20 protein-coding genes are annotated in these 23090 nt (G+C 67.3%); 12 read left to right on the forward strand and 8 right to left on the reverse strand.

The annotated features are described in order from the left end of the window. Positions 1-4: 4 nt before the first annotated feature. A complete protein-coding gene (locus tag A7G45_RS22525; RefSeq protein WP_043985214.1) occupies positions 5-1066 on the reverse strand; it encodes an NAD(P)H-dependent amine dehydrogenase family protein in 1062 nt (353 codons plus the stop codon). 507 nt (positions 1067-1573) lie between these two features. On the opposite strand from A7G45_RS22525, the gene A7G45_RS22530 reads away from it, so the two are divergent. From A7G45_RS22530 to holA, 5 genes are all read left to right on the forward strand, one after another. Further along, the gene (locus A7G45_RS22530) at positions 1574-1837 is read left to right on the forward strand and encodes a hypothetical protein (RefSeq protein WP_043394210.1); all 264 of its coding nucleotides are present in this window, start codon (positions 1574-1576) and stop codon (positions 1835-1837) included. Between the two features lie 241 nt (positions 1838-2078). Further along, positions 2079-2891, forward strand: coding sequence for a ComEA family DNA-binding protein (locus A7G45_RS22535; RefSeq protein WP_043985251.1), 813 nt, complete (start codon positions 2079-2081; stop codon positions 2889-2891). Continuing rightward, positions 2888-4357, forward strand: a complete 1470-nt coding sequence (locus A7G45_RS22540) for a ComEC/Rec2 family competence protein (RefSeq protein ID WP_082067886.1) — start codon at positions 2888-2890, stop codon at positions 4355-4357. Before A7G45_RS22535 ends, A7G45_RS22540 begins: the two co-directional genes overlap by 4 nt. Positions 4358-4387: 30 nt before the next feature. Continuing rightward, the gene (locus A7G45_RS22545) at positions 4388-5746 is read left to right on the forward strand and encodes a type I glutamate--ammonia ligase (RefSeq protein WP_260940386.1); all 1359 of its coding nucleotides are present in this window, start codon (positions 4388-4390) and stop codon (positions 5744-5746) included. Between the two features lie 33 nt (positions 5747-5779). Further along, a complete protein-coding gene (gene holA / locus A7G45_RS22550; RefSeq protein WP_082067885.1) occupies positions 5780-6742 on the forward strand; it encodes a DNA polymerase III subunit delta in 963 nt (320 codons plus the stop codon). Positions 6743-6808: 66 nt separating this feature from the next. On the opposite strand, the gene rpsT is transcribed toward holA, so the two are convergent. Continuing rightward, a complete protein-coding gene (rpsT, locus tag A7G45_RS22555) occupies positions 6809-7069 on the reverse strand; it encodes a 30S ribosomal protein S20 (RefSeq protein WP_043394204.1) in 261 nt (86 codons plus the stop codon). Positions 7070-7421: 352 nt separating this feature from the next. Between rpsT and A7G45_RS22560 the strand changes: the two genes are divergently transcribed. The 5 genes from A7G45_RS22560 (at position 7422) to A7G45_RS22580 (ending at position 11945) form a co-directional block, all read left to right on the forward strand. Continuing rightward, the gene (locus A7G45_RS22560; protein WP_377042187.1) at positions 7422-8954 is read left to right on the forward strand and encodes a circularly permuted type 2 ATP-grasp protein; all 1533 of its coding nucleotides are present in this window, start codon (positions 7422-7424) and stop codon (positions 8952-8954) included. Next, complete coding sequence (locus A7G45_RS22565; RefSeq protein ID WP_020102144.1) at positions 8954-9925, forward strand: alpha-E domain-containing protein; 972 nt, start codon at positions 8954-8956, stop codon at positions 9923-9925. The genes A7G45_RS22560 and A7G45_RS22565 overlap by 1 nt, the downstream gene beginning before the upstream one ends. 1 nt (position 9926) lies before the next feature. Continuing rightward, on the forward strand, positions 9927-10766 hold the full coding sequence (locus A7G45_RS22570) for a transglutaminase family protein (protein ID WP_043394198.1): 840 nt from the start codon (positions 9927-9929) through the stop codon (positions 10764-10766). 66 nt (positions 10767-10832) lie between these two features. After that, positions 10833-11264, forward strand: a complete 432-nt coding sequence (locus tag A7G45_RS22575; protein ID WP_043394196.1) for a CBS domain-containing protein — start codon at positions 10833-10835, stop codon at positions 11262-11264. A gap of 72 nt (positions 11265-11336) precedes the next feature. Next, on the forward strand, positions 11337-11945 hold the full coding sequence (locus tag A7G45_RS22580) for a GNAT family N-acetyltransferase (RefSeq protein ID WP_071286183.1): 609 nt from the start codon (positions 11337-11339) through the stop codon (positions 11943-11945). 5 nt (positions 11946-11950) lie between these two features. On the opposite strand, the gene A7G45_RS22585 is transcribed toward A7G45_RS22580, so the two are convergent. Next, positions 11951-12565: a type II toxin-antitoxin system PemK/MazF family toxin gene (locus tag A7G45_RS22585; RefSeq protein ID WP_043394192.1), complete on the reverse strand. Its 615-nt coding sequence runs from the start codon at positions 12563-12565 to the stop codon at positions 11951-11953. A gap of 57 nt (positions 12566-12622) precedes the next feature. Here A7G45_RS22585 and lepA point away from each other — a divergent pair, with 57 nt between their 5' ends. Continuing rightward, complete coding sequence (lepA, locus tag A7G45_RS22590; protein ID WP_043985210.1) at positions 12623-14518, forward strand: translation elongation factor 4; 1896 nt, start codon at positions 12623-12625, stop codon at positions 14516-14518. 57 nt (positions 14519-14575) lie between these two features. Here lepA and A7G45_RS22595 read toward each other — a convergent pair whose 3' ends face one another. From A7G45_RS22595 to A7G45_RS22610, 4 genes are all read right to left on the reverse strand, one after another. Then, positions 14576-15490: a zinc-binding dehydrogenase gene (locus A7G45_RS22595; protein WP_043985209.1), complete on the reverse strand. Its 915-nt coding sequence runs from the start codon at positions 15488-15490 to the stop codon at positions 14576-14578. Positions 15491-15656: 166 nt separating this feature from the next. Beyond that, positions 15657-16421 (reverse strand): methanethiol S-methyltransferase, encoded by a 765-nt coding sequence (mddA, locus tag A7G45_RS22600; RefSeq protein WP_260940387.1) that lies wholly within the window; start codon positions 16419-16421, stop codon positions 15657-15659. A 220-nt stretch (positions 16422-16641) separates the two neighbouring features. Continuing rightward, positions 16642-18444: a family 2A encapsulin nanocompartment cargo protein cysteine desulfurase gene (locus A7G45_RS22605; protein WP_071286158.1), complete on the reverse strand. Its 1803-nt coding sequence runs from the start codon at positions 18442-18444 to the stop codon at positions 16642-16644. Then, positions 18431-19354: a family 2A encapsulin nanocompartment shell protein gene (locus A7G45_RS22610; RefSeq protein WP_043985206.1), complete on the reverse strand. Its 924-nt coding sequence runs from the start codon at positions 19352-19354 to the stop codon at positions 18431-18433. Before A7G45_RS22610 ends, A7G45_RS22605 begins: the two co-directional genes overlap by 14 nt. Positions 19355-19676: 322 nt before the next feature. Here A7G45_RS22610 and A7G45_RS22615 point away from each other — a divergent pair, with 322 nt between their 5' ends. After that, a complete protein-coding gene (locus A7G45_RS22615) occupies positions 19677-20915 on the forward strand; it encodes a thioester domain-containing protein (RefSeq protein ID WP_260940388.1) in 1239 nt (412 codons plus the stop codon). 61 nt (positions 20916-20976) lie between these two features. Here A7G45_RS22615 and A7G45_RS22620 read toward each other — a convergent pair whose 3' ends face one another. After that, positions 20977-23013: a glycoside hydrolase family 15 protein gene (locus tag A7G45_RS22620; RefSeq protein WP_192830199.1), complete on the reverse strand. Its 2037-nt coding sequence runs from the start codon at positions 23011-23013 to the stop codon at positions 20977-20979. Positions 23014-23090: the final 77 nt, after the last annotated feature.

The raw sequence follows: 23090 nt of genomic DNA on the forward strand, positions 1-23090 counted from the left end.
TGAACTAGCCGGCGAACCGGCCGGTGACCGGCGGCAGATCTTTGAGCGTAAGGATGCCCGGCGCGGCGGCCACCACTGCCGGCACTGCGTTGGTCGCCGGCAGCGCGGTGTAGATCATGCCCAGGCCGTTGAGGCTCACCTCGCTCCAGTCCTTCGACGGCAGGCAGTACACCACGGTGCGCATGTTGGGCACACCGAACACCTGGATCACGTGACCATGTGCCACCGGCTTCGGCGGCGTGACGTGGTTGCCCATGATCCAGTTGAAGCCGACGCTGACGACATTCTTGTCGCCGACCCAGCCGCGGTGATACCCGTAGACACTGGCGACGGTGCCCTTCGGGATCTGCATGAAACCTAGGTCGGAGTCCTCGTCGGCCGCGGTGAATGTGACGTCGAAGTCGATCCGGTCCAGCTTGGCGCCGATGGCGTCGGCCATCATCGCGGCTGATTCGGCGAACACCTCGCTCTCCAGGCGCACGCTCTCGGCCAGGCCCGGCGTCTCCGGGTCCTTGCCGAAGCCCATCGCGGCCATGGTGCCCGCCGATTCGTAGACGCCGCAGTCGACCGACTCGGTGATGCGGATTTCGTCGACGCTCTCGCACGCGCTGGACAGCACCATGCCCATCATGTTCGTCAGGCCAGGGTGCGCGCCGCTGCCGAAGATCGTGGAATTGCCTGTCTCGCAGGCTTTCTGGATGCGCGCCAGGTCCTCGGGGGACTGCTTGCCGCCGGTGATCCAGGCCGCGGTGGAACAGACGTTGATGCCGGACTCGAGCAGCCGGACCAGCTCGTCGACGCTGGGCCAGATCGGGTTGTAGCAGCAGGCGTCGGGCTTGAGGGCGACGAGCTCCTCGATGTCGTTGGTGGCCTTGATGCCGGTGGGTGTGGGCCAGCCGGCCAGCTCGGCGGCGTCGACGCCGACCTTCTCGGCGCCGTATGCGTAGACGCCGACCAGCTCCATGTCGTCACGGGCGATGATGGCGTGCAGGGACCGCCTGCCGATGTTGCCGGTGGTCCACTGGATGACACGGAGTGGTCGGGCTTCATTCGGTGTGCCGGTCATGGAGGCCTCCTCGTTGGGGCTGTGCGCTTTCGCTAGACACTATGCCGCAGGTGTCTACAGGCCTTCGCGGGTCCCGGTGGTCGGATGATCATCATCTGTCGAGATGCCAGGAAGATTGATAAACGGCCTTTGCTCGCCAATCCAGGAAGCGATCCAACAAAGTTAGCTGTCAGTCGGCGGCTTTGGGGTGTGGCTGTGCGGAATCAATCGGCCGGGGCGATCGCGCGGCAGGCCCGTGGATTGACGGGCAGTACCGCCGGGCATTGCGCGGCCGGTGGCTGATTCGGAACGGTCGCAAGGCCATTCAACATCTACAACATCGACGAGGTGCCAACTGGCATCGGCGTCACCATCGGGCTGCTACTGAAGATGGCGAACGATGCGAGCAGTCTCGGCATGGTGTCCGCGCAGAATTTGCTGAGATTGAACCATCGGTGAGCTGTACCTCGTGTACATAGCGGTCGACCAACTCAACACATCGGACGTACTCAAACTCAAGGAGTAGTCATGAAGAGTTCGTTTGCCAAAATCGCTGGTGTGGCCGGCATGGCGGCGCTCGTCGCCGGCGCAGGTCTCGGGTTTGGGGCTGGCGTAGCCCAAGCCAAACCGAAACCCATGGTTCCCGGGCCACACCACACCACTGCGGTCACCACGCACTTCTTCAGAACCTTCCAGACCAACGTCGATCGGTTCATCGATTCGACGTATCCCAACGGCGAGAACAGCGTGCTGGATCCCTTCTCCGACCTGCTCACCCCACTGGCGAGGTAGTTGGAGCGCTGCGCTGGTCCCAACGGGCCACGGCCATGTGCGATTCATGGTCGCGGCTCGTCGGACCGTCCATCTGCGGTTCTGCGTTGCGTATCAACATCATCGGTCGCTGTTCCTCGTGCTTCAACGGTCCGTTGTTTGCATCTCGACATCATCCACAGAACGCGATTGATCCACAGGCGGGGTGTTTTGGCGGGTTTTCTGGGCGTCCCGGTCGGAGCTGGTGCCTAGCGTCGCGAACATGGTCACGCAGACACCGATCGACCGGACCCAGCGGCGACTGACCGCACAGCCGGGAGACACGACGGACCCCGACGTCGCATCCGACCCGAACGACGACACCTCGCTGTCGCGCTGGCTGCCCGACGCGGTACCCGGCAGTCCCGGCTGGCTCGCATCGGTGCGGGCCGATCCCGGGCGTGCGGGGGTGATCGCGCTCGCGGTGGTCGGCGTGGTCGCGGTCCTGGTGACGGTGATCGCCGTGCTCGGTGATGACAAGCCACCGGTGACCGCGGCGAAACTGCCTCCGGTGCAGATGGTTTCGTCCTCCGCGCCGGGGCCGCCCGCGCCACCGGGGAAGGCCGAGGACGTCGTGGTCAGCGTGGCGGGCCTGGTGCACAAGCCGGGTTTGGTGACGCTCCCGGCAGGTGCTCGCATCGCCGACGCGGTGACGGCCGCCGGGGGAGCGCTGGCCGGCGCCGACCTGGTCGGCTTGAACATGGCCCGCAAGGTGGCCGACGGCGAGCAGATTCTGGTCGGCATCACCGCGCCGGTGGGTGCGCCGGCGGTGATGCGCAGTTCGGCCGGCGCGACGTCCACCGCGCCGGAGAAAGGGCCGCCCGATGGGGGCAAGGATCCCAAAGGGCCGGTCGATCTGAACACCGCGACAGAGGAGCAACTCGACGGCCTGCCGGGTATCGGCCCCGTCATGGCGAAAGCGATCGTGGCCTGGCGTACCGCCAACGGCCGATTCGCGAGCGTCGACCAGCTGGGTGAGGTCGACGGCATCGGCCCGAGTCGGCTGGAGAAACTGCGTGAGCTGGTCAAGGTGTGACGGGAGCCCCGGTGCCGGACGTCCCCGGCATCGACCTGCGATTGGTGCCGGCCGCACTGACGTGCTGGACGGTGACCGCGGTCGGCGTGTGGTGGGGGCCGTGGGCAGCCCTGGCAGCGGTCGTCGTCGCGGTGGCGGCCGTCGTGGGCGTCGGTCTGTGGGTGGGTTCGGTGCGCTGGCCCGCGGTGCTCGCAGTGGCGGCGGTGGGTGCGGCGTTCGCGATCGTCGCGACGGTGCGCGTGCACGCGGTCGACACCCATCCTCTGGCGTCACGGTTCGGCACGACGGTGACGGTGACCGTCACGCCGGCCGAGTCCCCGAAGGCCATCCAGGGTGGTCGGCTGATGTTCACGGCGTCGTTGCAGCGGCTGCAGGACACCGAATCATCCGGGCGGGTCATGGTTTTCGCTCCGGCCATCGGCTATTCGGAGGTCGGCGTGGGTCGACCGATGGCGTTCCGGGCCAGGGTCATCCGGCCGAAGCGGCGGGACCTGTCGGTGGCAGTGCTGGCCGCGGTGGGCGCGCCCCGATTCGGGACGGCGTCGACCGGGCAGCGCGCGGCGGCACACCTGCGGGCTGAATTCGGCGAGGCCGCACGGCTGTCGCTGCCGCCGGATCAGGCGGCGATGCTCCCGGGACTCGTGCTGGGCGACGTGTCGGCGGTCGAGTCGGACACCACCGCCGCGTTCCGGCGCGCTGGGCTGACGCACTTGACCGCAGTATCGGGCGCGAACGTGACCATCGTGTGCGGAGCGGTGCTGCTGAGCGCGGCACTGGTCGGACCTCGGATCGCTGTCGGGTTGGCAGCGGTGACGCTGTTCGCGTTCGTCGTCATCGTGCAACCGTCGCCGAGCGTATTGCGCGCCGCCGCAATGGGTTCGGTGATGTTGATGGGGATGCTGGTGCATCGGCGGCGGCAGGCCATCCCGGCGTTGTCGGCCAGTGTGCTGGTACTGATGGTCATTTCGCCGGCGCTCGCGGTGGACGCCGGATTCGCGCTGTCGGTGGTGGCGACGGCGGGACTCGTCGTCATCGCGCCGGGGTGGTCGCGCCGCCTGGTGGGTCGCGGCTGGCCGAAGTTGATCGCTGACGCCGTCTGCGTGGCCGTCGCCGCGCAACTCGTCACGGCGCCGTTGGTTGCGGCGATATCGGGCAGCCTGAGTCTGGTCGCGGTGGTCGCCAATCTGCTTGTCGCTCCGATCATTCCGCCTATCACCGTCCTCGGCACCGCGGCTGCGGCTATGGCGTGGTGCTGGCCCGCCGCGGCGCAACTGCTGATCAGGTTCACCGGGCCGGAACTGTGGTGGCTGCTGCATGTCGCGCGGTGGAGTGCCGCGGTCCCCGGGGCGGCGGTCAGCGTTCCGTCAGGTTGGGGCGGTGCGTTGTTGCTCGGCGCGACAACAATGGCTGTGGCGCTGCTAGTTGCCGCATGGCGCCGGCGACGAGGAAATGCGATACGCCCATGAACCCCCGCGGCGCGATGCAGAATTATTGACGTGAATGACGATCCGGCCGGGTCCGTGGCAGCGGCGGTTGCGGCGCTCGAGGCGGCCGGCGTGGGGACCCTGATCGGCACGGTGGTCAACGCTGCAGGCCTGACGCAGGTCAAAGTGGTTCCGCTGAGCCGGGTGGCGGGGTTCGCCGAACACGGGCTCGGCACCAGCCCGACGTGGCATGTGTTCGCGATCGATCAGACCGGCATCGTGTTCGGCGACCAGACTGGTGTGGTCGGGGATCGGCGGGTACGCGTCGACCTGGCGGGACTTCGCGTGCTCGGTGACGGACTCGCCTGGGCGCCCGGTGCGTTCTTCACGCAGGACGGCAACCCCGACCCGCACTGCGGTCGCGGTGTGCTGCAACGGGTTACGCAAAGATTGGCCGGCGCCGGGTTGACGGCCACCGTGGGGCATGAGGTCGAGTTCGTGCTCGTCGGCCCCGATGGCGCTCAGCTGCCGTCCGCAATGTGGGCGCAGTACGGGCTGGCCGGCGTGCTCGAGTTCGAGGGCTTCGTTCGGGACGTGCTGGATGCGTCTGCCGCCGCGGGTGTATCGATCGAACAGTTCCATCCCGAATACGGGGCCAACCAGTTCGAGTTCTCGCTGACGCCTCGTGATCCGGTGGCTGCCGCCGACCAGTTGGTGCTCGCTCGGATCATCATCAGCCGCGTGGCCCGTCGCCACGGGCTGCGTGTCAGCCTGTCGCCGGTGCCTTTCGCCGGCAGCGTGGGTTCTGGTGCGCATCAACATTTTTCGCTGTGCCGCGACGGGGTGCCGGTGTTCTCGGGCGGTTCGGGCGCACGCGGTATGACGGCGGTCGGCGAGTCGGCGGTCGCAGGACTGCTGGCCGGTCTGCCCGGCGCGCAGGGTGTCTTGTGCGGCTCGATCGTGTCGGGGCTGCGCATCCAGCCGGGGAGCTGGTCGGGTGCCACCGTCTGCTGGGGCACCGAGAACCGCGAGGCCGCCGTCCGGTTCGTCAGCGCCGCGTCGGGAAATCCGTACGGCGCCAACGCCGAGGTGAAGATCGTCGACCCGTCGGCCAATCCGTACCTCGCCTCGGCGACCATCCTCGGGCTGGCGCTCGACGGCATCAGCCGGAAACTGCCGCTGCCACCCGAAGTCACCGTCGATCCGGCGTCCCTGACGGCAGCACAACGCGAGCAGGCCGGCGTGGTGACGCTGCCGGCGAAGCAGGCCGAGGTGCTCGACGCGCTGCGCGCCAGCGCCGTGGTCCGCGACATCCTCGGGGACGCGGCGGTCGACGCCGTGCTGGGCGTGCGTGGCTATGAGCAGCAGAACTACGGCGACCTGTCCGACACCGAACTGGCCGAGAAGTTCCGGCTGGCCTGGAGCGTGTGAGTGCGTGTCCGCTCGCCATGAAACGATCAACGGGTGAGTGGATCGACCGAGGCGTTGCATCTGGTGTTGGGCGACGAGGAACTGCTGGTCGAGCGGGCCGTGGCCGAGGTGTTGCGGGCTGCACGCAAGCTGGCCGGCAACGACAACGTGCCGGTGGACCGACTCCGGGCCGGTGATGTGTCCACCAGTGAGCTCGCCGAACTGCTGAGCCCGTCGCTGTTCGCCGAGGAACGCGTGGTGGTCCTGGAGTCCGCCGCCGAAGCGGGCAAGGACGCCGTCGCTCTCATCGCCGATGCCGCGGCCGACCTGCCCGGCGGCACCATGCTCGTCGTCGTGCATTCCGGTGGCGGCCGCGCCAAGGCGCTGGCTGATCAGCTGAAAAAGCTTGGTGCCGAGGTGCATCTGTGCGCGAAGATCGCCAAGCCCGCCGAGCGCGCCGACTTCGTGCGCAAGGAATTCCGGTCGTTGAAGGTGAAGGTCAGCGACGACGCGATCACCGCCGTGCTCGACTCGGTCGGCTCGGACATCCGCGAACTCGCCGCTGCCTGCTCGCAGCTGGTCGCGGACACAGGAGGTCAGATCGATGCCGCGGCAGTGCGTCGCTACCACTCCGGCAAGGCGGAGGTGAACGGCTTCGACATTGCCGACAAGGCCGTCTCGGGTGACGTGAGCGGCGTCGCCGAAGCGCTGCGCTGGGCGATGGCCGGCGGGGTACCGCATGTGGTGCTGGCCGATGCGCTGGCCGAGGCGGTGCATTCGATCGCGCGGGTCGGTGGACAGTCGGGAGATCCCTACCGGTTGGCGGGGGAGCTGGGCATGCCGCCGTGGCGGGTGCAGAAAGCACAGAAGCAGGCCCGGCGCTGGTCCCGGGACACCGTGGCCGAGGCGCTGCGGGTGGTCGCGGCGTTGAACGCCGACGTCAAAGGCGCCGCGGCGAGTGCCGACTACGCGCTGGAATCGGCGGTGCGTCGCGTCGCCGAGCTGGCCGACAGCTGAGGCGAACACAACAAAACCGCGGCCCGATCATCGGGCCGCGGTTTCGCGAAAACTACGAGGCTGAGCTCAGAGCTTGTTGAAGGCCAGGGTCAGCGCCGACTTCTTGTTGGCGGCCTGGTTCTTGTGGATGACACCCTTGGTGGCGGCCTTGTCCAGCTTGCGGTTGGTGGCGGCGAGCAGCTCGCCGGCCTTGTCCTTCTCGCCCGCGTCGACGGCCTCACGGAAGCCGCGGATGGCGGTACGCAGCGCGGACTTCACCGACTGGTTACGCAGACGGGCAATCTCGTTGGTGCGGATGCGCTTTTCCTGCGACTTGATGTTGGCCACGCGTGTCGTTCCTTCTAAATCTCATTTTGGGCATGTTCTCCGGAGGAGCATGCTCGGTCTTAAGTCTGCGCTCTTCGCCCGTCAACGGGCAGCGACTGTTCAGGTTACCAGCGTCCACGCGAAAACCCCAAAGCGCGGAGTGCGCGCACTGGCTGGCGACGACCCTGAGCATATCGGTGAATATCTACTTGCCCTGCCGAAACCGCCAGGTTGATGCAGCATGTCTGGCATGAGCCCACGGACATCGCGCAGTGGACCCGTACGGTCGCGGCCAACCACCCCAGGGAATCGCTACGACGGCGTCTTCAACGGCTACGACGACGTCGACAGTTATGCCGAGGCGTACGACGAGATGTTCGACGCCCAGGGCGTCGTGCGCGGCCTCTACAAAGGCGTCTTCGCCGAGCTGGCGCCGTCGGACACGTCCGAATTGGCGGCCCGGTCCGAAGCACTCGGCCGCGCGTTCACCGATCAGGGCATCACGTTCTCGCTGTCCGGTCAGGAACGGCCGTTCCCGCTGGACCTGGTGCCCCGAGTCATCGCGGCCGCCGAGTGGGCAAAGCTGGAAAAAGGCATCAAGCAGCGGGTCAAGGCGCTGGAGATGTACCTCGACGACGTCTACGGCGATCAGGAGATCCTGCGTGACGGGGTGATCCCGCGCCGGTTGGTGACCTCGTGCGAGCACTTCCACCGCGAGGCGGTCGGCATCGCCCCGCCCAACGGCGTCCGCATCCACGTCGCGGGCATCGACCTGGTTCGCGACGACAAGGGCGACTTCCGGGTGCTCGAGGACAACCTGCGCTCGCCGTCGGGGGTGTCCTACGTGATGGAGAACCGGCGCACCATGGCCCGCGTCTTCCCCAACCTGTTCGCCACGCACCGGGTCCGGGCCGTCGGCGACTACTCGTCGCACCTGCTGCGGGCGCTGCGCAACGCGGCGGCGTCCAACGAAGCGGACCCGACCGTGGTGGTTCTCACTCCGGGCGTCTACAACTCCGCCTACTTCGAGCACTCGCTGCTGGCCCGGCAGATGGGCGTCGAGCTCGTCGAGGGCCGCGACCTGTTCTGTCGCGACAACGTCGTCTACATGAGGACCACCGAAGGCGAGCGCCAGGTGGACGTCATCTACCGGCGGATCGACGACATATATCTGGACCCCATGCAGTTCCGGCCCGACACCGTGCTCGGCGTCGCAGGCCTGCTCAATGCGGCGCGGGCGGGCAACGTCGTCATCTCCAGCGCGGTGGGCAACGGCGTCGGCGACGACAAGCTGGTCTACACGTACGTGCCGACCATCATCGAGTACTACCTCGGCGAGAAGCCGCTGCTGGCGAACGTCGACACGTACCGCTGCTGGCTCGAGGAGGAGTGCGAGGAAGTGCTCGACCGGATCCGCGAGCTGGTGATCAAACCGGTCGAGGGTTCCGGGGGCTACGGCATCGTCTTCGGGCCGGACGCCTCGGAGAAGGAGATCGCCACGATCTCGAAAAAGGTCCGCGCCGACCCGCGCGGCTGGATCGCCCAACCGGTGGTGCAGCTGTCGACGGTGCCGACGCGGATCGGCGACAAGCTGGCTCCGCGGCACGTCGATCTACGGCCGTTCGCGGTCAACGACGGTGACGACGTCTGGGTGCTGCCCGGCGGGCTGACCCGCGTCGCGCTGCCGGAGGGCTCGCTGGTGGTCAACTCCAGTCAGGGTGGCGGCTCGAAGGACACCTGGGTGCTGGCGTCGCGGGCGTCGACCGCCACGCACGAGCTCGGCGCCGCCGAAGTCGTCCGCTCTCTACCGTCGGCCGGCCAGGCCGCTGACGAGGGACCGCCGCAGCAGGCCGTCCAAACTGCCCAGCAACAGCAGCAGCAACAGCAACAGGCGGTGATGTACTGATGTTGGCGCGCAACGCGGAATCGCTGTACTGGATCGGCCGCTACGTCGAGCGGGCCGACGACACCGCCCGCATCCTGGACGTCACCGTGCACCAGTTGTTGGAGGACTCGAGCGTCGACCCGGACCTGGCATCGCGAACGTTGTTGCGGGTCCTCGGGATCGAGCCGCCGGCGGCCCCGCTGGACATGTGGTCGTTGACCGACCTGGTCGCGTTCGGCCGCGGTGACGGGCAGAATTCGATCGTCGAGTCGATCTCGGCGGCCCGCGAAAATGCCCGCGGTGCACGCGAAGTCACGTCCACCGAGATGTGGGAGTGCCTCAACACCACGTACAACGCCCTCGCCGAGCGTGAACGGGCGGCCAGAAGGCTTGGGCCGCATGAGTTCTTGAGCTTCGTGGAAGGCAGGGCGGCGATGTTCGCCGGTCTGGCCGACTCGACGCTGTCGCGCGACGACGGCTACCGCTTCATGATGCTGGGCCGGGCGATCGAGCGCGTCGACATGACGGTGCGTCTGCTGCTGGCCCGCGTCGGTGACAGTGCGTCGTCGCCGGCATGGGTGACGGTGCTGCGCTCGGCGGGCGCGCACGACACCTACCTGCGGACCTACCGCGGTGTGCTCGACGCCGGCCGCGTCGTCGAATTCATGTTGCTGGACCGGCTTTTCCCGCGGTCGGTGTTCTATTCGCTGCGGCTCGCCGAGCGGCATCTGGACGAACTGCACAACAGGCCGCACGACCGCATTGGTGCCACCGGTGAGGCGCAACGCCTCCTGGGCCGGGCGCGCAGCGAGCTGGAGTTCCTGCAGCCGGGCCTGCTGTTGGACTCCCTGGAGGATCGTCTGGCGGGTCTGCAGCGCAGCTGCCGGGAAATCGGAGAAGCATTGGCGCTGGAGTACTTTCACGCGGCGCCGTGGGTCGCATGGACGGACGCGGGCCACCCGGTGTCGGTTATCGAAGAAGGTGAAATCTGATATGTGGCGGCTCAGAGTTGTCCATGCCACCGGGTATGCCTACAAGTCGCCGGTGACGGCGTCGTTCAACGAGGCCCGGTTGACGCCGCGGTCGGACTCGCGGCAGAACGTCGTCCTCAACCGGGTGGAGACCGCTCCGGCCACCCGCTCCTACCGGTACATCGACTACTGGGGCACCGCGGTGACGGCCTTCGATCTGCACGCGCCGCACACCGAGCTGGAGGTGACGTCGTCGTCGGTCGTCGAGACCGACAAAGGCGAGATGCCCGCGGAACTGGTCACCTGGGACGACCTGGCGGGTGCCGGGGTCCGCGACCGGTTCGACGAACTCCTCGTCCCGACCGCGTACACGCCCATCAGCAAGCGACTGCAGCGCGTCGGCCAGCGGATCATGAAGTACTACGACCCGCAGGAAGCGGTGATCGCCGCGGCGAACTGGGTCAACACCGAACTGGACTACGTCCCGGGTACCACCGGTGTGCACTCGTCAGGACTGGATGCGCTGCGCGAAGGCAAGGGCGTCTGTCAGGACTTCGCGCACCTCACACTGATCTTGTTGCGCAGCATGGGGATTCCGGGCCGGTATGTCTCCGGTTACCTGCACCCGCAGCGCCGGGCGGAGGTCGGCGACACCATCGAAGGGCAGAGCCACGCCTGGGTGCAGGCCTGGACCGGCGGCTGGTGGGACTACGACCCGACCAACGACGTCGAGATCAACGAGCAGTACGTGACCGTCGCTGTCGGACGGGACTATTCGGACGTCACGCCGCTGAAGGGCATCTACTCGGGCGAGGGATCCACCGATCTGGATGTCGTCGTGGAAATCACCCGGCTCGCTTGACTTTCCCGTCGTACCGCCCGGCGCCGACTACCATGGTGTGAGGGAGATCACGATCGGAGGCGGGCGATGCGGATCGCGGACGTGCTGAGTAACAAGGGTGCCGCGGTAGCGACCATCGCCCCGGAGACCACGGTGTCCCAATTGTTGGCCAGCCTCTCGGCGCTGAACATCGGTGCCATGGTGGTGGTCGGGCCGGACGGCTTGGCCGGCATCGTGTCCGAACGCGACGTGGTGCGTGAGCTGCACAAGCGCGGCGGTGGCCTACTGGGCCAGCCGGTTTCGGAGATCATGACGACCGTCCTGGCGACCTGTACGCCGCGCGACACCGTCGACCACCTCGTGGTGTTGATGACCCAGAACCGGGTGCGGCACGTGCCCGTCCTCGACGACGGCCGGCTGGCCGGCATCGTCAGCATCGGCGACGTCGTCAAGACCCGCATGGAAGAGCTCGAGACCGAGCAGCAGCGCCTGCAGGACTACATCACCCAAGGCGGCTAGCTTTTCCCGCGAGCGGTCGTGTCTGTACGGCGACACGCCGTGTTCGGCGCGCAGTTCGGGCAAGCTGGCGGCATGCGTGAAATTCAGACCCGGGCGGCCACTCGTTCCGACATCGGTGGCATATCGCACACCCTGGCCCGCGCATTCGCCGACGACCCCGTCATGAAATGGATGCTTCCCGACGACGGACTGCGTCGGCGCCGATTGCCGCGTTTGTTCGCGGCGCTCACCAAATACCAGCATCTCGATCACGGTGGCGTCGAGATCGCCTCGTCGGTGGACGGCATCGGTGCGGCGGCACTGTGGGATCCGCCGGGCAAGTGGCAGCAGTCGCGCAGTGCCGAGCTGCGGGCCGTGCCCATGATGCTGCTGACGTTCGGCACCGCGGTGTTGCGCGGACAGGCGGCCGCGGAGTTGATGAAGAAGCATCACCCGGAGGAGCCGCATTGGTACCTCGCGGTGATCGGTAGCGACCCGACGGTCCGCGGCGGTGGATATGGGCAGGCCCTGATGCGATCCCGGCTGGACCGCATTGACGCCGAACACGCGCCCGCGTATCTGGAGTCGAGCAATCCGGTGAACGTGCCGTACTACGAGCGGTTCGGGTTCGAGGTCACCGGCGAGATGAAGTTGCCCAACGGCGGACCGAGCCTGATTCCGATGTGGCGGCAGCCCCGGTAGGAGGCTCAGCTCCAGGAGTAGCCGGCCCGCAGGCGGGCGGCGATGAGCTCGAACTTCTCGCGTTCGAGGATCGCGCCCTCGCGGCGGATGCCTTCCTCGGGCACGTCGAGCACGCGATCGAGGCGCACCCAGCTGGCGCGTCCCTCGTAGTCCCAGCTGCCCGACCCGATGCCCACCCAGTCGGGGTCGCTCTGGTGGTGGTCCTGGCTGGACAGCATCAGCCCCAGCAGGGTGGTGCGGTCGCGGCCCACGACCAGCACGGGACGGTCCTTGCCGCGGGTCGGGTCGTCTTCGTAGACGACCCAGGTCCAGACGATCTCGCCCGGGTCGGCCTGGCCGTCCAGATCGGGTGCATAGACGACGCGACGGGCGCGGTGGGCTGTCGGGACCATGTTCTCGGTGACGGGGCGCCCCGCGGTAATGGCCGCCTGCGACTCCGTCGGCACAGCGCCGAGCGCCGTCAGACCCACCTCGATACCGAACCGGATGCCCTGCTGGATGGTCCGTGACAGCCCGTCAGGCTGCTGCAAGGTACGGATGAGTCGCGGCGCCTCGTTGAACACCAGTTGTTCCGCCAGACGCTGGAACGTCCTCCACTGCGACGCCATGTGTTCGAGCATAGGGGAGTTTCCGGGCCGCGATTTAGTCGCCGGGGTCCTCGCTCGATACCCTGGTAGCTGCGCGTCGCGGCAGATGACGGTGCGCAGACCGACGTTTATCAGGAGATTCCCATCAGCAGTTTCGCCGACAAGACGTTCACTGCGCCGGCGCAGATTCGGAACTTCTGCATCATCGCCCACATCGACCACGGCAAGTCGACGCTGGCCGACCGGATGCTGGGGATCACCGGTGTCGTCGCCGACCGCGATATGCGGGCCCAGTACCTGGACCGGATGGACATCGAGCGCGAGCGCGGTATCACCATCAAGGCCCAGAACGTGCGGCTGCCGTGGCAGGTGAACGGTGAAGATTTCGTGCTGCACCTCATCGACACCCCAGGCCACGTCGACTTCACCTACGAGGTGTCCCGCGCGCTGGAGGCCTGCGAGGGTGCGGTGCTGCTGGTGGACGCCGCACAGGGCATCGAGGCGCAGACGCTGGCCAACCTGTACCTGGCACTGGACCGCGACCTGACCATCATCCCGGTGCTCAACAAGATCGATCTGCCGGCCGCCGACCCGGACCGCTATGCCGGCGAGATCGCGCACATCATCGGCTGCGAGCCGTCCGACGTGCTGCGGGTCTCCGGCAAGACGGGCGAGGGGGTGCGCGAACTTCTCGACGAGGTGGTGCGGCTGATCCCGGCGCCCGTCGGCGACGCCGACGCACCCGCGCGGGCGATGATCTTCGACTCGGTCTACGACATCTACCGCGGTGTGGTCACCTACGTGCGCGTGGTGGACGGTAAGCTCAACCCGCGCGAGAAGATCAAGATGATGTCCACGGGCGCGACCCACGAGCTGCTCGAGGTCGGCATCGTCTCGCCGGAGCCGAAGGCCTCCGACGGGCTGGGCGTCGGTGAGGTCGGCTACCTGATCACCGGCGTGAAGGACGTCCGCCAGTCCAAGGTCGGTGACACCGTCACCTCGGCCAGGCATGGCGCGACCGAGGCCCTGACCGGCTACCGCGAACCGCGGCCGATGGTCTATTCGGGCCTGTACCCCGTCGATGGCTCGGACTATCCCGTGCTGCGCGAGGCCCTGGACAAGCTGCAGCTCAACGACGCCGCGCTGACCTACGAGCCGGAAACCTCCGTGGCGCTCGGCTTCGGTTTCCGCTGCGGCTTCCTGGGCCTGCTGCACATGGAGATCACCCGCGAGCGCCTGGAACGGGAGTTCAACCTCGATCTCATCTCCACGGCGCCCAACGTGGTGTACCGCGTGGTCAAAGACGACAACAGTGAGCTGATCGTGACGAACCCGTCCATCTGGCCAGAAGGCAAGGTGCGCAGCGTCTTTGAGCCCGTCGTGAAGACGACGGTGATCGCGCCCAGCGAGTTCATCGGCACCATCATGGAGCTGTGCCAGCAGCGTCGCGGCGAGCTGGGCGGCATGGACTACCTGTCCCCGGAGCGCGTCGAGCTGCGCTACACGATGCCGCTCGGTGAGATCATCTTCGACTTCTTCGACTCGCTGAAGTCGCGCACGCGCGGCTATGCCAGCCTCGATTACGAAGAGGCCGGCGAGCAGGAAGCCGACCTGGTGAAGGTCGACATCCTGCTGCAGGGCGAGGCCGTCGACGCGTTCAGCGCCATCGTGCACAAGGACGGTGCGGCCGCATACGGCAACAAGATGACCACCAAGCTCAAGGAACTGATCCCGCGCCAGCAGTTCGAGGTGCCGGTGCAGGCCGCCATCGGGTCGAGAATCATTGCGCGCGAGAATATTCGGGCCATCCGCAAGGACGTGCTCTCCAAGTGCTACGGCGGTGACATCACCCGTAAGCGCAAGCTGCTCGAAAAGCAGAAGGAGGGCAAGAAGCGCATGAAAACCATTGGCCGGGTGGAAGTTCCGCAGGAAGCCTTCGTGGCTGCGCTGTCCTCCGATGCGGCGAGCGACAAGCCCAAGAAGTAGTGAATTTGTGCACGATCATCCGCGGTGACCGCGGATGATCGTGCACAAATCCAGAGGTCAGACGACCCGCAGCACGGCCTTGCCCGCGACGGTGCGCCCCAACAACGCCTGCGCGGCATCGGCGATGTTCTCCCACGAGTCCCGCAGTCCGATCTGCGCATCGATTTCGCAGTCGGCCAGCAGCGTCAGCAGGTAATCCAGATCGGCGCGAAATGGTGCCCGGACTGTGAACGGCTCCAAGCGTTTCCGTGTGCCGGTGCGCCGTTCGGCCTCGAAGTTGATCGTGGTGGGTTCATTGGAGGCCATCCCGATGGACTGCACCGAGCCACCGTCGGACACCAGGCTGAAGGCCTGTGCCAAGAGCTTGCCGCCGACGTTGTCGAGTACCCCGAACACCGGCTCGGTTACCGCATCGAGCCCGACCACCACTTCGGCCGCGCCCAGTTCCGCCAGGCCTTCGCCGCGGGGTGCGCTTCCGACCGCGGCCACCACATGGGCGCCGGCCCGAGCCGCCAGTTGCACGGCGAACCGCCCGACCCCGCCGGAGGCACCCGTGACCAGAACCCGGCGGCCGACGACCGGGCCGAGAGCGCGCAGTGCCTGCAGTGCGGTCACGCCGGCCACCGGAAGGGCAGCGGCATCCTCGAACTCGACGAACTCGGGCAGCTCGGCCATATTGTCGGTCGACACGACACGTCGTTCCGCCCAGCCGGCCTCACCGCCGAATCCGACCACGCGTGCCCCCACCTGAGGCCCCGAGCCGTCGGCCGCGGCCCGAACCACGACGCCTGCACTGTCCCACCCCGGAACTTCGCCCGGACGGCGCATCTGGTCGATGAAGTGCAGCTCACCGAAGTTCAGTGCAATCGCATGCACGTCGATCAGGGCCTGGGACTCGGTGGGTGAAGGTTCGGCCACCTCGTCGAACCGGAGATTGGCAGGGGCGTCGGGGGCATAGACGAGAGCGCGCACCAACAGGCCAACCCCGGAAGGTATTCCCGTATTCCCGGTATTCGGACACCGATGGAGCTGTGCGGGCATCGCCGAATCCAGCTACCGGTGGACCGCGATCCGTGTTTTGACCGGCGGACACGAACAACCCCAATTCCCAAGGGAATTGGGGTTGACTGCTCGCGGGCTACACCGCGTGGTGCGGACCGGCGGAGTGACCGCCGTGGTGGTGTAGCCCGGGGATCATCATGGGTACCTCGGCGCGGTAGTTCCGGTACGAGTCACCGAGACTCGCAGTCAGGTCGTGCTCCTCGAGCTGGATCGCGATCAGGATGTATCCGGTGGTGGCGAGCGCGAACATCAGATGCCCCGCGGTCATCGTCGGGGTGGCCCAGAAGGCGATGAGGAATCCCACCATGATCGGGTGCCGCACCACGCGGTAGAACATCGTGGTCCGGAAAGGCAAGTCGCGGTAGGGTTCTCCGCGCCACGCCAGGTACACCTGGCGCAGCCCGAACAGATCGAAGTGACTGATCATGAACGTCGACATCAGCACGATGGCCCAGCCCGCCCAGAACAGTGTGAGCAGCACGTAGCGCCCGGCCGGCGCGCTGACGTGCCAGACGACCTGTGGCATGGTCCGCCACTGCCAGAACAGCAGGCCCAACAGCAGACTCGACATCAGGACGTAGGTGCTGCGTTCGATGGACTGCGGCACGAAGCGGGTCCACATCCGTTTGAACGTCGGCCGCGCCATCACGCTGTGTTGCACCGCGAACAGGCCGAGCAGCACCAGATTGACCACCACCGCCTCGCCGACCGATGCGGCGATCCCGTGGTCGACGGTGCGGGGCACCACCACGTTGCCCACGAAGCCGATGGCATAGAGGAACGAGACCAGGAACACCGCGTAACACAGCACGCCGTAACCCAGTGTCAGATAGCGCTTCATCCTGTCCTCCGAATCTCGAATGGTCCGGTGACGCAAGAGATGGAGGAGGGGCCGGCAGATTGCCGGTCCGTGACGTCATACCTGGCGCTGCAGCCCCTGGTCACTCTTTCAATATATTCCTGAAACCCGCAGGTGGGTATGTATTTCTTTGGCGGTCCAGGAGACGCGAAAACCCCCAACTCCTGCAGGAACTGGGGGTTCTCACGACTACTTGCCAGGGCTAAGGCGAGCCCTCGGCGATGCGGCGGACCGCGTCGATGAACACGTCGATCTCCTCGAACGTGTTGTAGAACGCGAACGACGGACGCACCGTCGCTTCGAGTCCCAGGCGCCGCAGGATCGGCTGGGCGCAGTGATGCCCGGCCCGCACCGCGATGCCCTCGGCGTTGAGCGCCTTGCCGACCTCCAACGGTTCGTGCCCGGCCAGCACGAAGGACAGCACGCTGGCCTTCTCGTCGGCCGTGCCCACCAGTCGGACTCCTGGAATGGCCGCCAACCGTGGGGTGGCGTACTCCAGCAGGGCGTGCTCGTAGGCCGCAATCCGTTCGATGCCAATGCGTTCCACGTACCGGATCGCCTCACCGAGTCCGACCGCATCGGCGATGTTGCCGGTGCCGGCCTCGAACTTGTTCGGCGGACCCTGGAACACCGAACGCTCCAGCGTCACGTCGGCGATCATGTTGCCGCCACCCTGCCACGGCGGGGTTTCGGCGAGCACGTCCTCGCGTCCGTACAGCACCCCGATGCCCGTCGGCCCGAAGATCTTGTGCCCGGAGAACACGAAGAAATCCGCGCCGAGTTCGGCCACATCGATCGGGATGTGCGGGACGGACTGGGCCCCGTCGATCAGCACCCTGGCCCCGTAGCGGTGACCCAGCTCGACGATCGTCTTGACCGGTGTCACTGTGCCCAGTGCGTTCGAAACCTGCGTGGCCGCAACCAGTTTCGTCCGCGGACCCAGCAGGTCCTCGAACTCGCTGAGCAGCAGGTTGCCGGCGTCGTCGACCGGGGCGACCTTGATGACAGCGCCCGTCTGCTGCGCAATCAGTTGCCACGGAACGATATTGGCGTGATGCTCCAGGTGGGTGATGACGATTTCGTCACCCGGGCCCAGATGCTTGCCACCCCACGAGTAGGCCACCAGGTTGATGGCCTCGGTGGTGCCGCGGACGAAGATGATCTCCTCGGTCTTCGACGCCCCGATGAACCGCCGTACCGCCTCGCGGGCGTCCTCGTAGGCGTCCGTCGCCCGCGCCGCCAACTCGTGCGCGGCGCGGTGGATGTTCGAGTTCTCGTGGGTGTAGAAGTACGCCAGCCGGTCGATGACCGACTGTGGCTTCTGCGTCGTGGCCGCGTTGTCGAACCAGATCAGCGGCTTGCCGTTGACCGTCTCCTTGAGGATCGGGAAATCGGCGCGGATCGCGTGGACGTCGAAGACCTCGTGATCGTCGGGGATCGAAGGGACGGGTTCCACCGGCTCAGGAGCCGCCGCAGGGGACTGCAGGAAGTAGTAACTCCCGGCATCCTCGGACGGCGCCGGCGCTCCCGACCATCCCAGATCCGGCACCGACGGCACCGTCCCCGGCCAGGTCGGAGCACTCCCTCGCGGAGCGGGGGGAGCTGATGGCGGACCCGAAGCCAGCACACCCGGCACCGTCGGGACCAGGCCCGTCGGTACCGCGAACGCCTCCAACCCACCGAACGGCGCGACCGGGCTCACCGCGTTACCGCGCGGCGCGACCGGTGCCGTGCCCGGCGGAATCCCTTCCGGCCCAGGCGAAGTCGGTGCCGGCACCAATACCTCCGGCACCGATACGAACTCGCCGGGGGTGCCCGGGTGTGCCAGACCGGCGGCGGTGGCGCCCGCCGACGTCGCCGTGGTGGCATCCGGGGCCACCCCGCGCGGTGCCACCTGGGTGGTCACCGGCGGGCTGTCCGGTCCGGGGCGGAAGCTGGTGGCGAACAGCTGGCTGGCCAGTGCCGACAGGGCGTCCTCGCTCAGCGGCAGGTCACTTGTACTCATGGAAGTGGTCCACTCCGACGTCCTCGAGGACCGCCAGTGCGTCGTCGGTGAGCACCGCCAGCGACGAGTACAGGGTGACCAGGTAGGACGCGATCGCCGACCGGTTGATGCCGGTGAAGCGCACCGACAGGCCCGGGGCCTGCTCGCCGACCAGGCCCGGCTGGAACAGGCCGACCACACCCTGGCGCTCCTCACCGGTGCGGACCAGGACGAACTTCGTCTTCCCGTCCACGACCGGCACCTTGTCCGACGGGATGATCGGGATGCCGCGCCAGGTGATGAACTGGGCGCCGAACAGGCTGACCACTGGTGGCGGCACGCCGCGACGGGTGGCTTCCCGGCCGAACGCAGCCACGCCGAGCGGGTTGGTCAGGAAGAACGCGGGGGTCTTCCACACCTTGGTGATCAGCGAGTCGAGATCGTCCGGGGTCGGGGTGCCGCGCAGCGTCTGGATGGTCTGCTCGGGGGTGACCTGTGACAGCAACCCGTACTCCGGGTTGTTGATCAGCTCGGACTCCTGGCGCTCCTTGATGGTCTCGATGGTCAGCCGCAGCTGCTGGGCGACCTGGTCGTGCGGGCTGGAGTACAGGTCGGAGACCCGGGTGTGTACGTCGAGCAGCGTCGAGATGGAGCGCAGCGTGTACTCGCGGGGGCTGGTCTCGTAGTCGACGTAGGTCTCCGGCAGCGGGTCCTCGTTGCCCGAACCCTGCTCGGCCGCGATGGCGACCTGCTCGGGGTTGACCACGCGGTTGACGCGGTAGATGCCGGCCTCGACAGGCACCCAGCTCAGCAGGTGCAGCAGGAATCGCGGGGTGATGGTCGACAGTTGCGGAACTGTCTTGGTGGCATTGGCAAGCTGCCTTGCGGCGAGATCGCCGAGGGCCTGCGATTCGTTCTGCGCAGACGTCATGAAGCTACCTCCGACGGGTCGGTGTGTTGGGGATGCGGCGGCCACGTTACGGCGTCATTGGGGTTCCCACAGGGTTAGCGCGCATCACGGTTATAACCCGATTTGCTGTGACGAATTCGGCCGTGGCTTTTCCGTGCGAGTGCCGTATGGTAGGCGGCATGACCCACGACGGATCGCTGCGCATGCCCATGCGGCGCTGCTTCGTCGTGCCGTGTTGTTGTTGTTGTTGATTTTCTGACGCCGGCCCTCTGCGTTCTGCCCGCCCATCTTCTGGCGGAGCACGTATACGCGCTGTTCACAGCCTCCAGAAAGCAACACCGCAATGTCTTCCTCTCTGCTCGAATCCACCCGCACCTCCGTGGCGGTCCGCCGGACCGTGCGCCGGGACGCCGAGATCACCCGCATGACCCGGTACCGCGGCGGCACGTACTCGTCGACCGTCGACACCGTGGTGTTCGCCGACGGGACCAGCGCGCGCACCGACCTGATCCGGCTCAATCCGAACATCGACGCGTACTCGCTGGACTTCCTCGGAGTCGCCCCGACCCGGCCCTCGCAGTACCGGCCCGCGAACTGGTCGGCGGTCCCCAACGTGGCAGCGCGCGCCTTCGAGGCCGAGGTGGACTGGATCATCCGCAATTCGTACCCCACGCTGGGCACCGCCGAGCTGAGCCGTCGGGTCCGGGCGGCCGGCCACCTGAGCGGTGACGCGCACCTGGCCGAGCACGAGGCCATCGCCGCGACGCAGGCCGCGATCTGGCATTTCACCAACGGCCTGCGGTTGGACAACCGCCCGCTCAATGTTCCCGTCGCCGTCACCCAGGAGCCGGGTGCCGTCACCTTCGAATTCGACGGCGAGCCCCAGCTGGGCAGCTACACCGTCGAGTTGACCAGCGACGCCGCGGTCTCGCTGGTGCTGCAGAAGTCGGTCGACGGCACGTCGTGGCGCGACGTCGCCGCGTCGGGGCTCAACGTCGCGGCCGGTTACGGGCGCCACCGCAGGGGCATCGGAGCCGGGGCCACCGCATCGGACAGCCGCCCGGGCCGTCAGCACCGCGGGTACCGCTTCTACCGGCTGCAGGTGCTCGCCGACCGCGACGCATTCGTCGATATCGAAGAGGTGAGCTTCACCCTCGACGGGTCCGGCAACTACCGCAACGCCGAACGCGTTGTCGCGCTGTACAACTACCTCGTCGCCGGTGCCGAGGCGGCCCGGAGCCTGACGGTGGTGCCGCGGCTGATCGCCGACCGCGCGGCGGTCGGCGACATCGTCGGCCCGTTCCGGTTCGAGGCCACCGACGCCGCCGCGCTCACTGCAGTGGGTGGCACCCTCGTCGACGCGGCAGGGGAGCCCATCACCACGCCGGTGGTCCCCGGCAGCGACATCTATCTGCGTCCCGCGCCTGCGGTTCGCCGCGTGACCGTCACCGCGAGTGTGCCTGCGGCACAGAACGGATTCGGCGGCCGGGTCATCACCGGCGTGGCCTACGACAGCAGCCTGACGCCCGTCGCACTCGCGGTGCCGACCCCGACCGTCATCGACTTTGAGCTGACCTTCTGATCCGAGGGATTTGTGCACGTTAATCCGCGCGGCCCGCGGAAAAACGTGCACAAATCACTGCCTACATGGGCGCGTTCGCGGGCTGGAACACGCCGCTGCTGTCGGCTTCCTCCTCGGCGCGGATCACGTGCACGACGGCGTTGATCAACGCCAGATGGGTGAACGCCTGCGGGAAGTTGCCCAGGTGCCGGCCGGTGCGCGGCTCGATCTCCTCGGCGTACAGGTGCAGCGGGCTGGCGAATGACAGCAGCTTCTCGCACAGGTGCCGGGCCCGGCTCACCTCGCCGATCTCGACCAGCGCCGACACCAGCCAGAACGAGCAGATGGTGAAAGTGCCTTCCTCGCCGGACAATCCGTCGTCGGTCTCCTCGGTGCGGTAGCGCAGCACCAGACCTTCCTCGGTGAGTTCCTCGGCGATGGCGAGCACCGTCGCACGCACCCTCGGGTCGTCCGCAGGCAGGAACCGGGTGAGGATCGCCAGCAGCAGAGACGCGTCCAGGGCGTCGTCGCCGTAGCGCTGGGTCAGCACGCCGCGCTTGTCCACGCCGTGGGTCAGGACGTCTTCCTTGATCTCGTCGGCGATCTTGCGCCACTGCTGTGCGTAGGACTTTTCCCCTTGCAGCTCAGCAAGTTTCGAGCCGCGGTCCAGCGCCACCCAGCACATGATCTTGCTGGAGGTGAAGTGCTGCGGTTCGCCGCGCACCTCCCAGATGCCGCGGTCGGGTTCCTTCCAGTGCTTGACGGCCTCTTCCACTTGGTTTTTCAGCACCGGCCAGAGCATCTCGGGAATCTGCTCGCGGGATTTGGCGTGCAGGTACACCGAATCGAGCATGGTGCCCCAGATGTCGTGCTGCATCTGGTTGTAGGCGCCGTTGCCGATCCGCACCGGCCTCGAGTAGTCGTAGCCCGACAGGTGGTGCAGTTCCTCCTCGACCAGGCTGCGCTCGCCGCCGACGCCGTACATCACCTGAAGGGGATGGCGCTCACCGTTGTTGGCGCCGGAGACGTCGGCGATGAACGAGAAGAAGTCGTCGGCCTCGCGGTCCAGTCCCAGGGTGTACAGGCCCCACAGCGCGAACGTCGAGTCGCGGATCCACGAGTACCGGTAGTCCCAGTTCCGTTCGCCCTGAGGCGTTTCCGGCAGCGACGTGGTGCTGGCCGCCAGCAGGGCGCCGGTCGGGGAGTAGGTCAGCCCCTTGAGGGTCAGCGCGCTGCGTTGCAGATACGACCGCCACGGGTGGTCCGGGAAGTCACCGACGTTGATCCACTGCCGCCACGCCTCGCTGGTCTTCCACATCTTGTCGGAGGCCTCTTCGAAGGTCTGCGGCGCCGGGTGCTTGGACCACGACAGCGCGACGAACACCTTGTCGCCCTCGGTCAGCCGGGTCCGGGCCCGCGCCTCGTGGCCTTCCAACCCGATCCGTAGGTTGGTGGTCAGCCGCAGCGTCGGATGCGCCTCCGGGTTCTTGCCGGCCCGCGCGATCGCCTCGCCGTAGGCGGCGGCCGAGTACTCCCAGGCCGCGCTTTCGCGGTGGTAGTCGAACGACGGCTCACAGCTCATGACGAACTCGACCGTGCCGCTGACGCACCGGACGGTGCGCAGCAGGATGTGCTCGGCGTCCCAGTCCATCGGCGTACGACGGTGGGTGCGCGAGCGGGTCTCGATGTCGTGCCAGGGCCCCATCACGAGGGCGTCGCGCACGATGGCCCAGCCGGTGTGCGTCTGCCAGGTGGTCTCCAGGATCAAGGAGCCCGGCAGGTACCGCCGCGCCGACGGCACCGTCACCCCGTAGGGCGCCAGCCGGAAGTGGCCGGCACCGCGATCCAGGATCGAGCCGAAGACGCTGGGGGAGTCCGGCCGCGGCACGCACATCCACTCCACCGACCCCGCCGAGGAGATCAGGCAGGTGTTCTCGCAGTCGGACAGGAAGGCGTAGTCCGCGATCGGCGGAAACGGCGTACGCACCGCCGTCGAGATCGCACCGCCGGTCACCGAGTCGTCGCCCGCGGCGGCAAGGTGTGGAATCCCGTGGCCGTTCGCCAAGATGTGGCCGGGGTCGCTGGATTGTCCCGACTTGTCAGTGTGTGGCAGCACCATTCGCACATCATCGACTGCATCTGCGGTTGGCGTCCACCTAACGCTCCCGACGGGGCCCGGCAGATTCCACCCACCGC

The organism is Mycolicibacterium llatzerense (genome assembly GCF_025331195.1).
GTDB lineage: Bacteria > Actinomycetota > Actinomycetes > Mycobacteriales > Mycobacteriaceae > Mycobacterium > Mycobacterium llatzerense.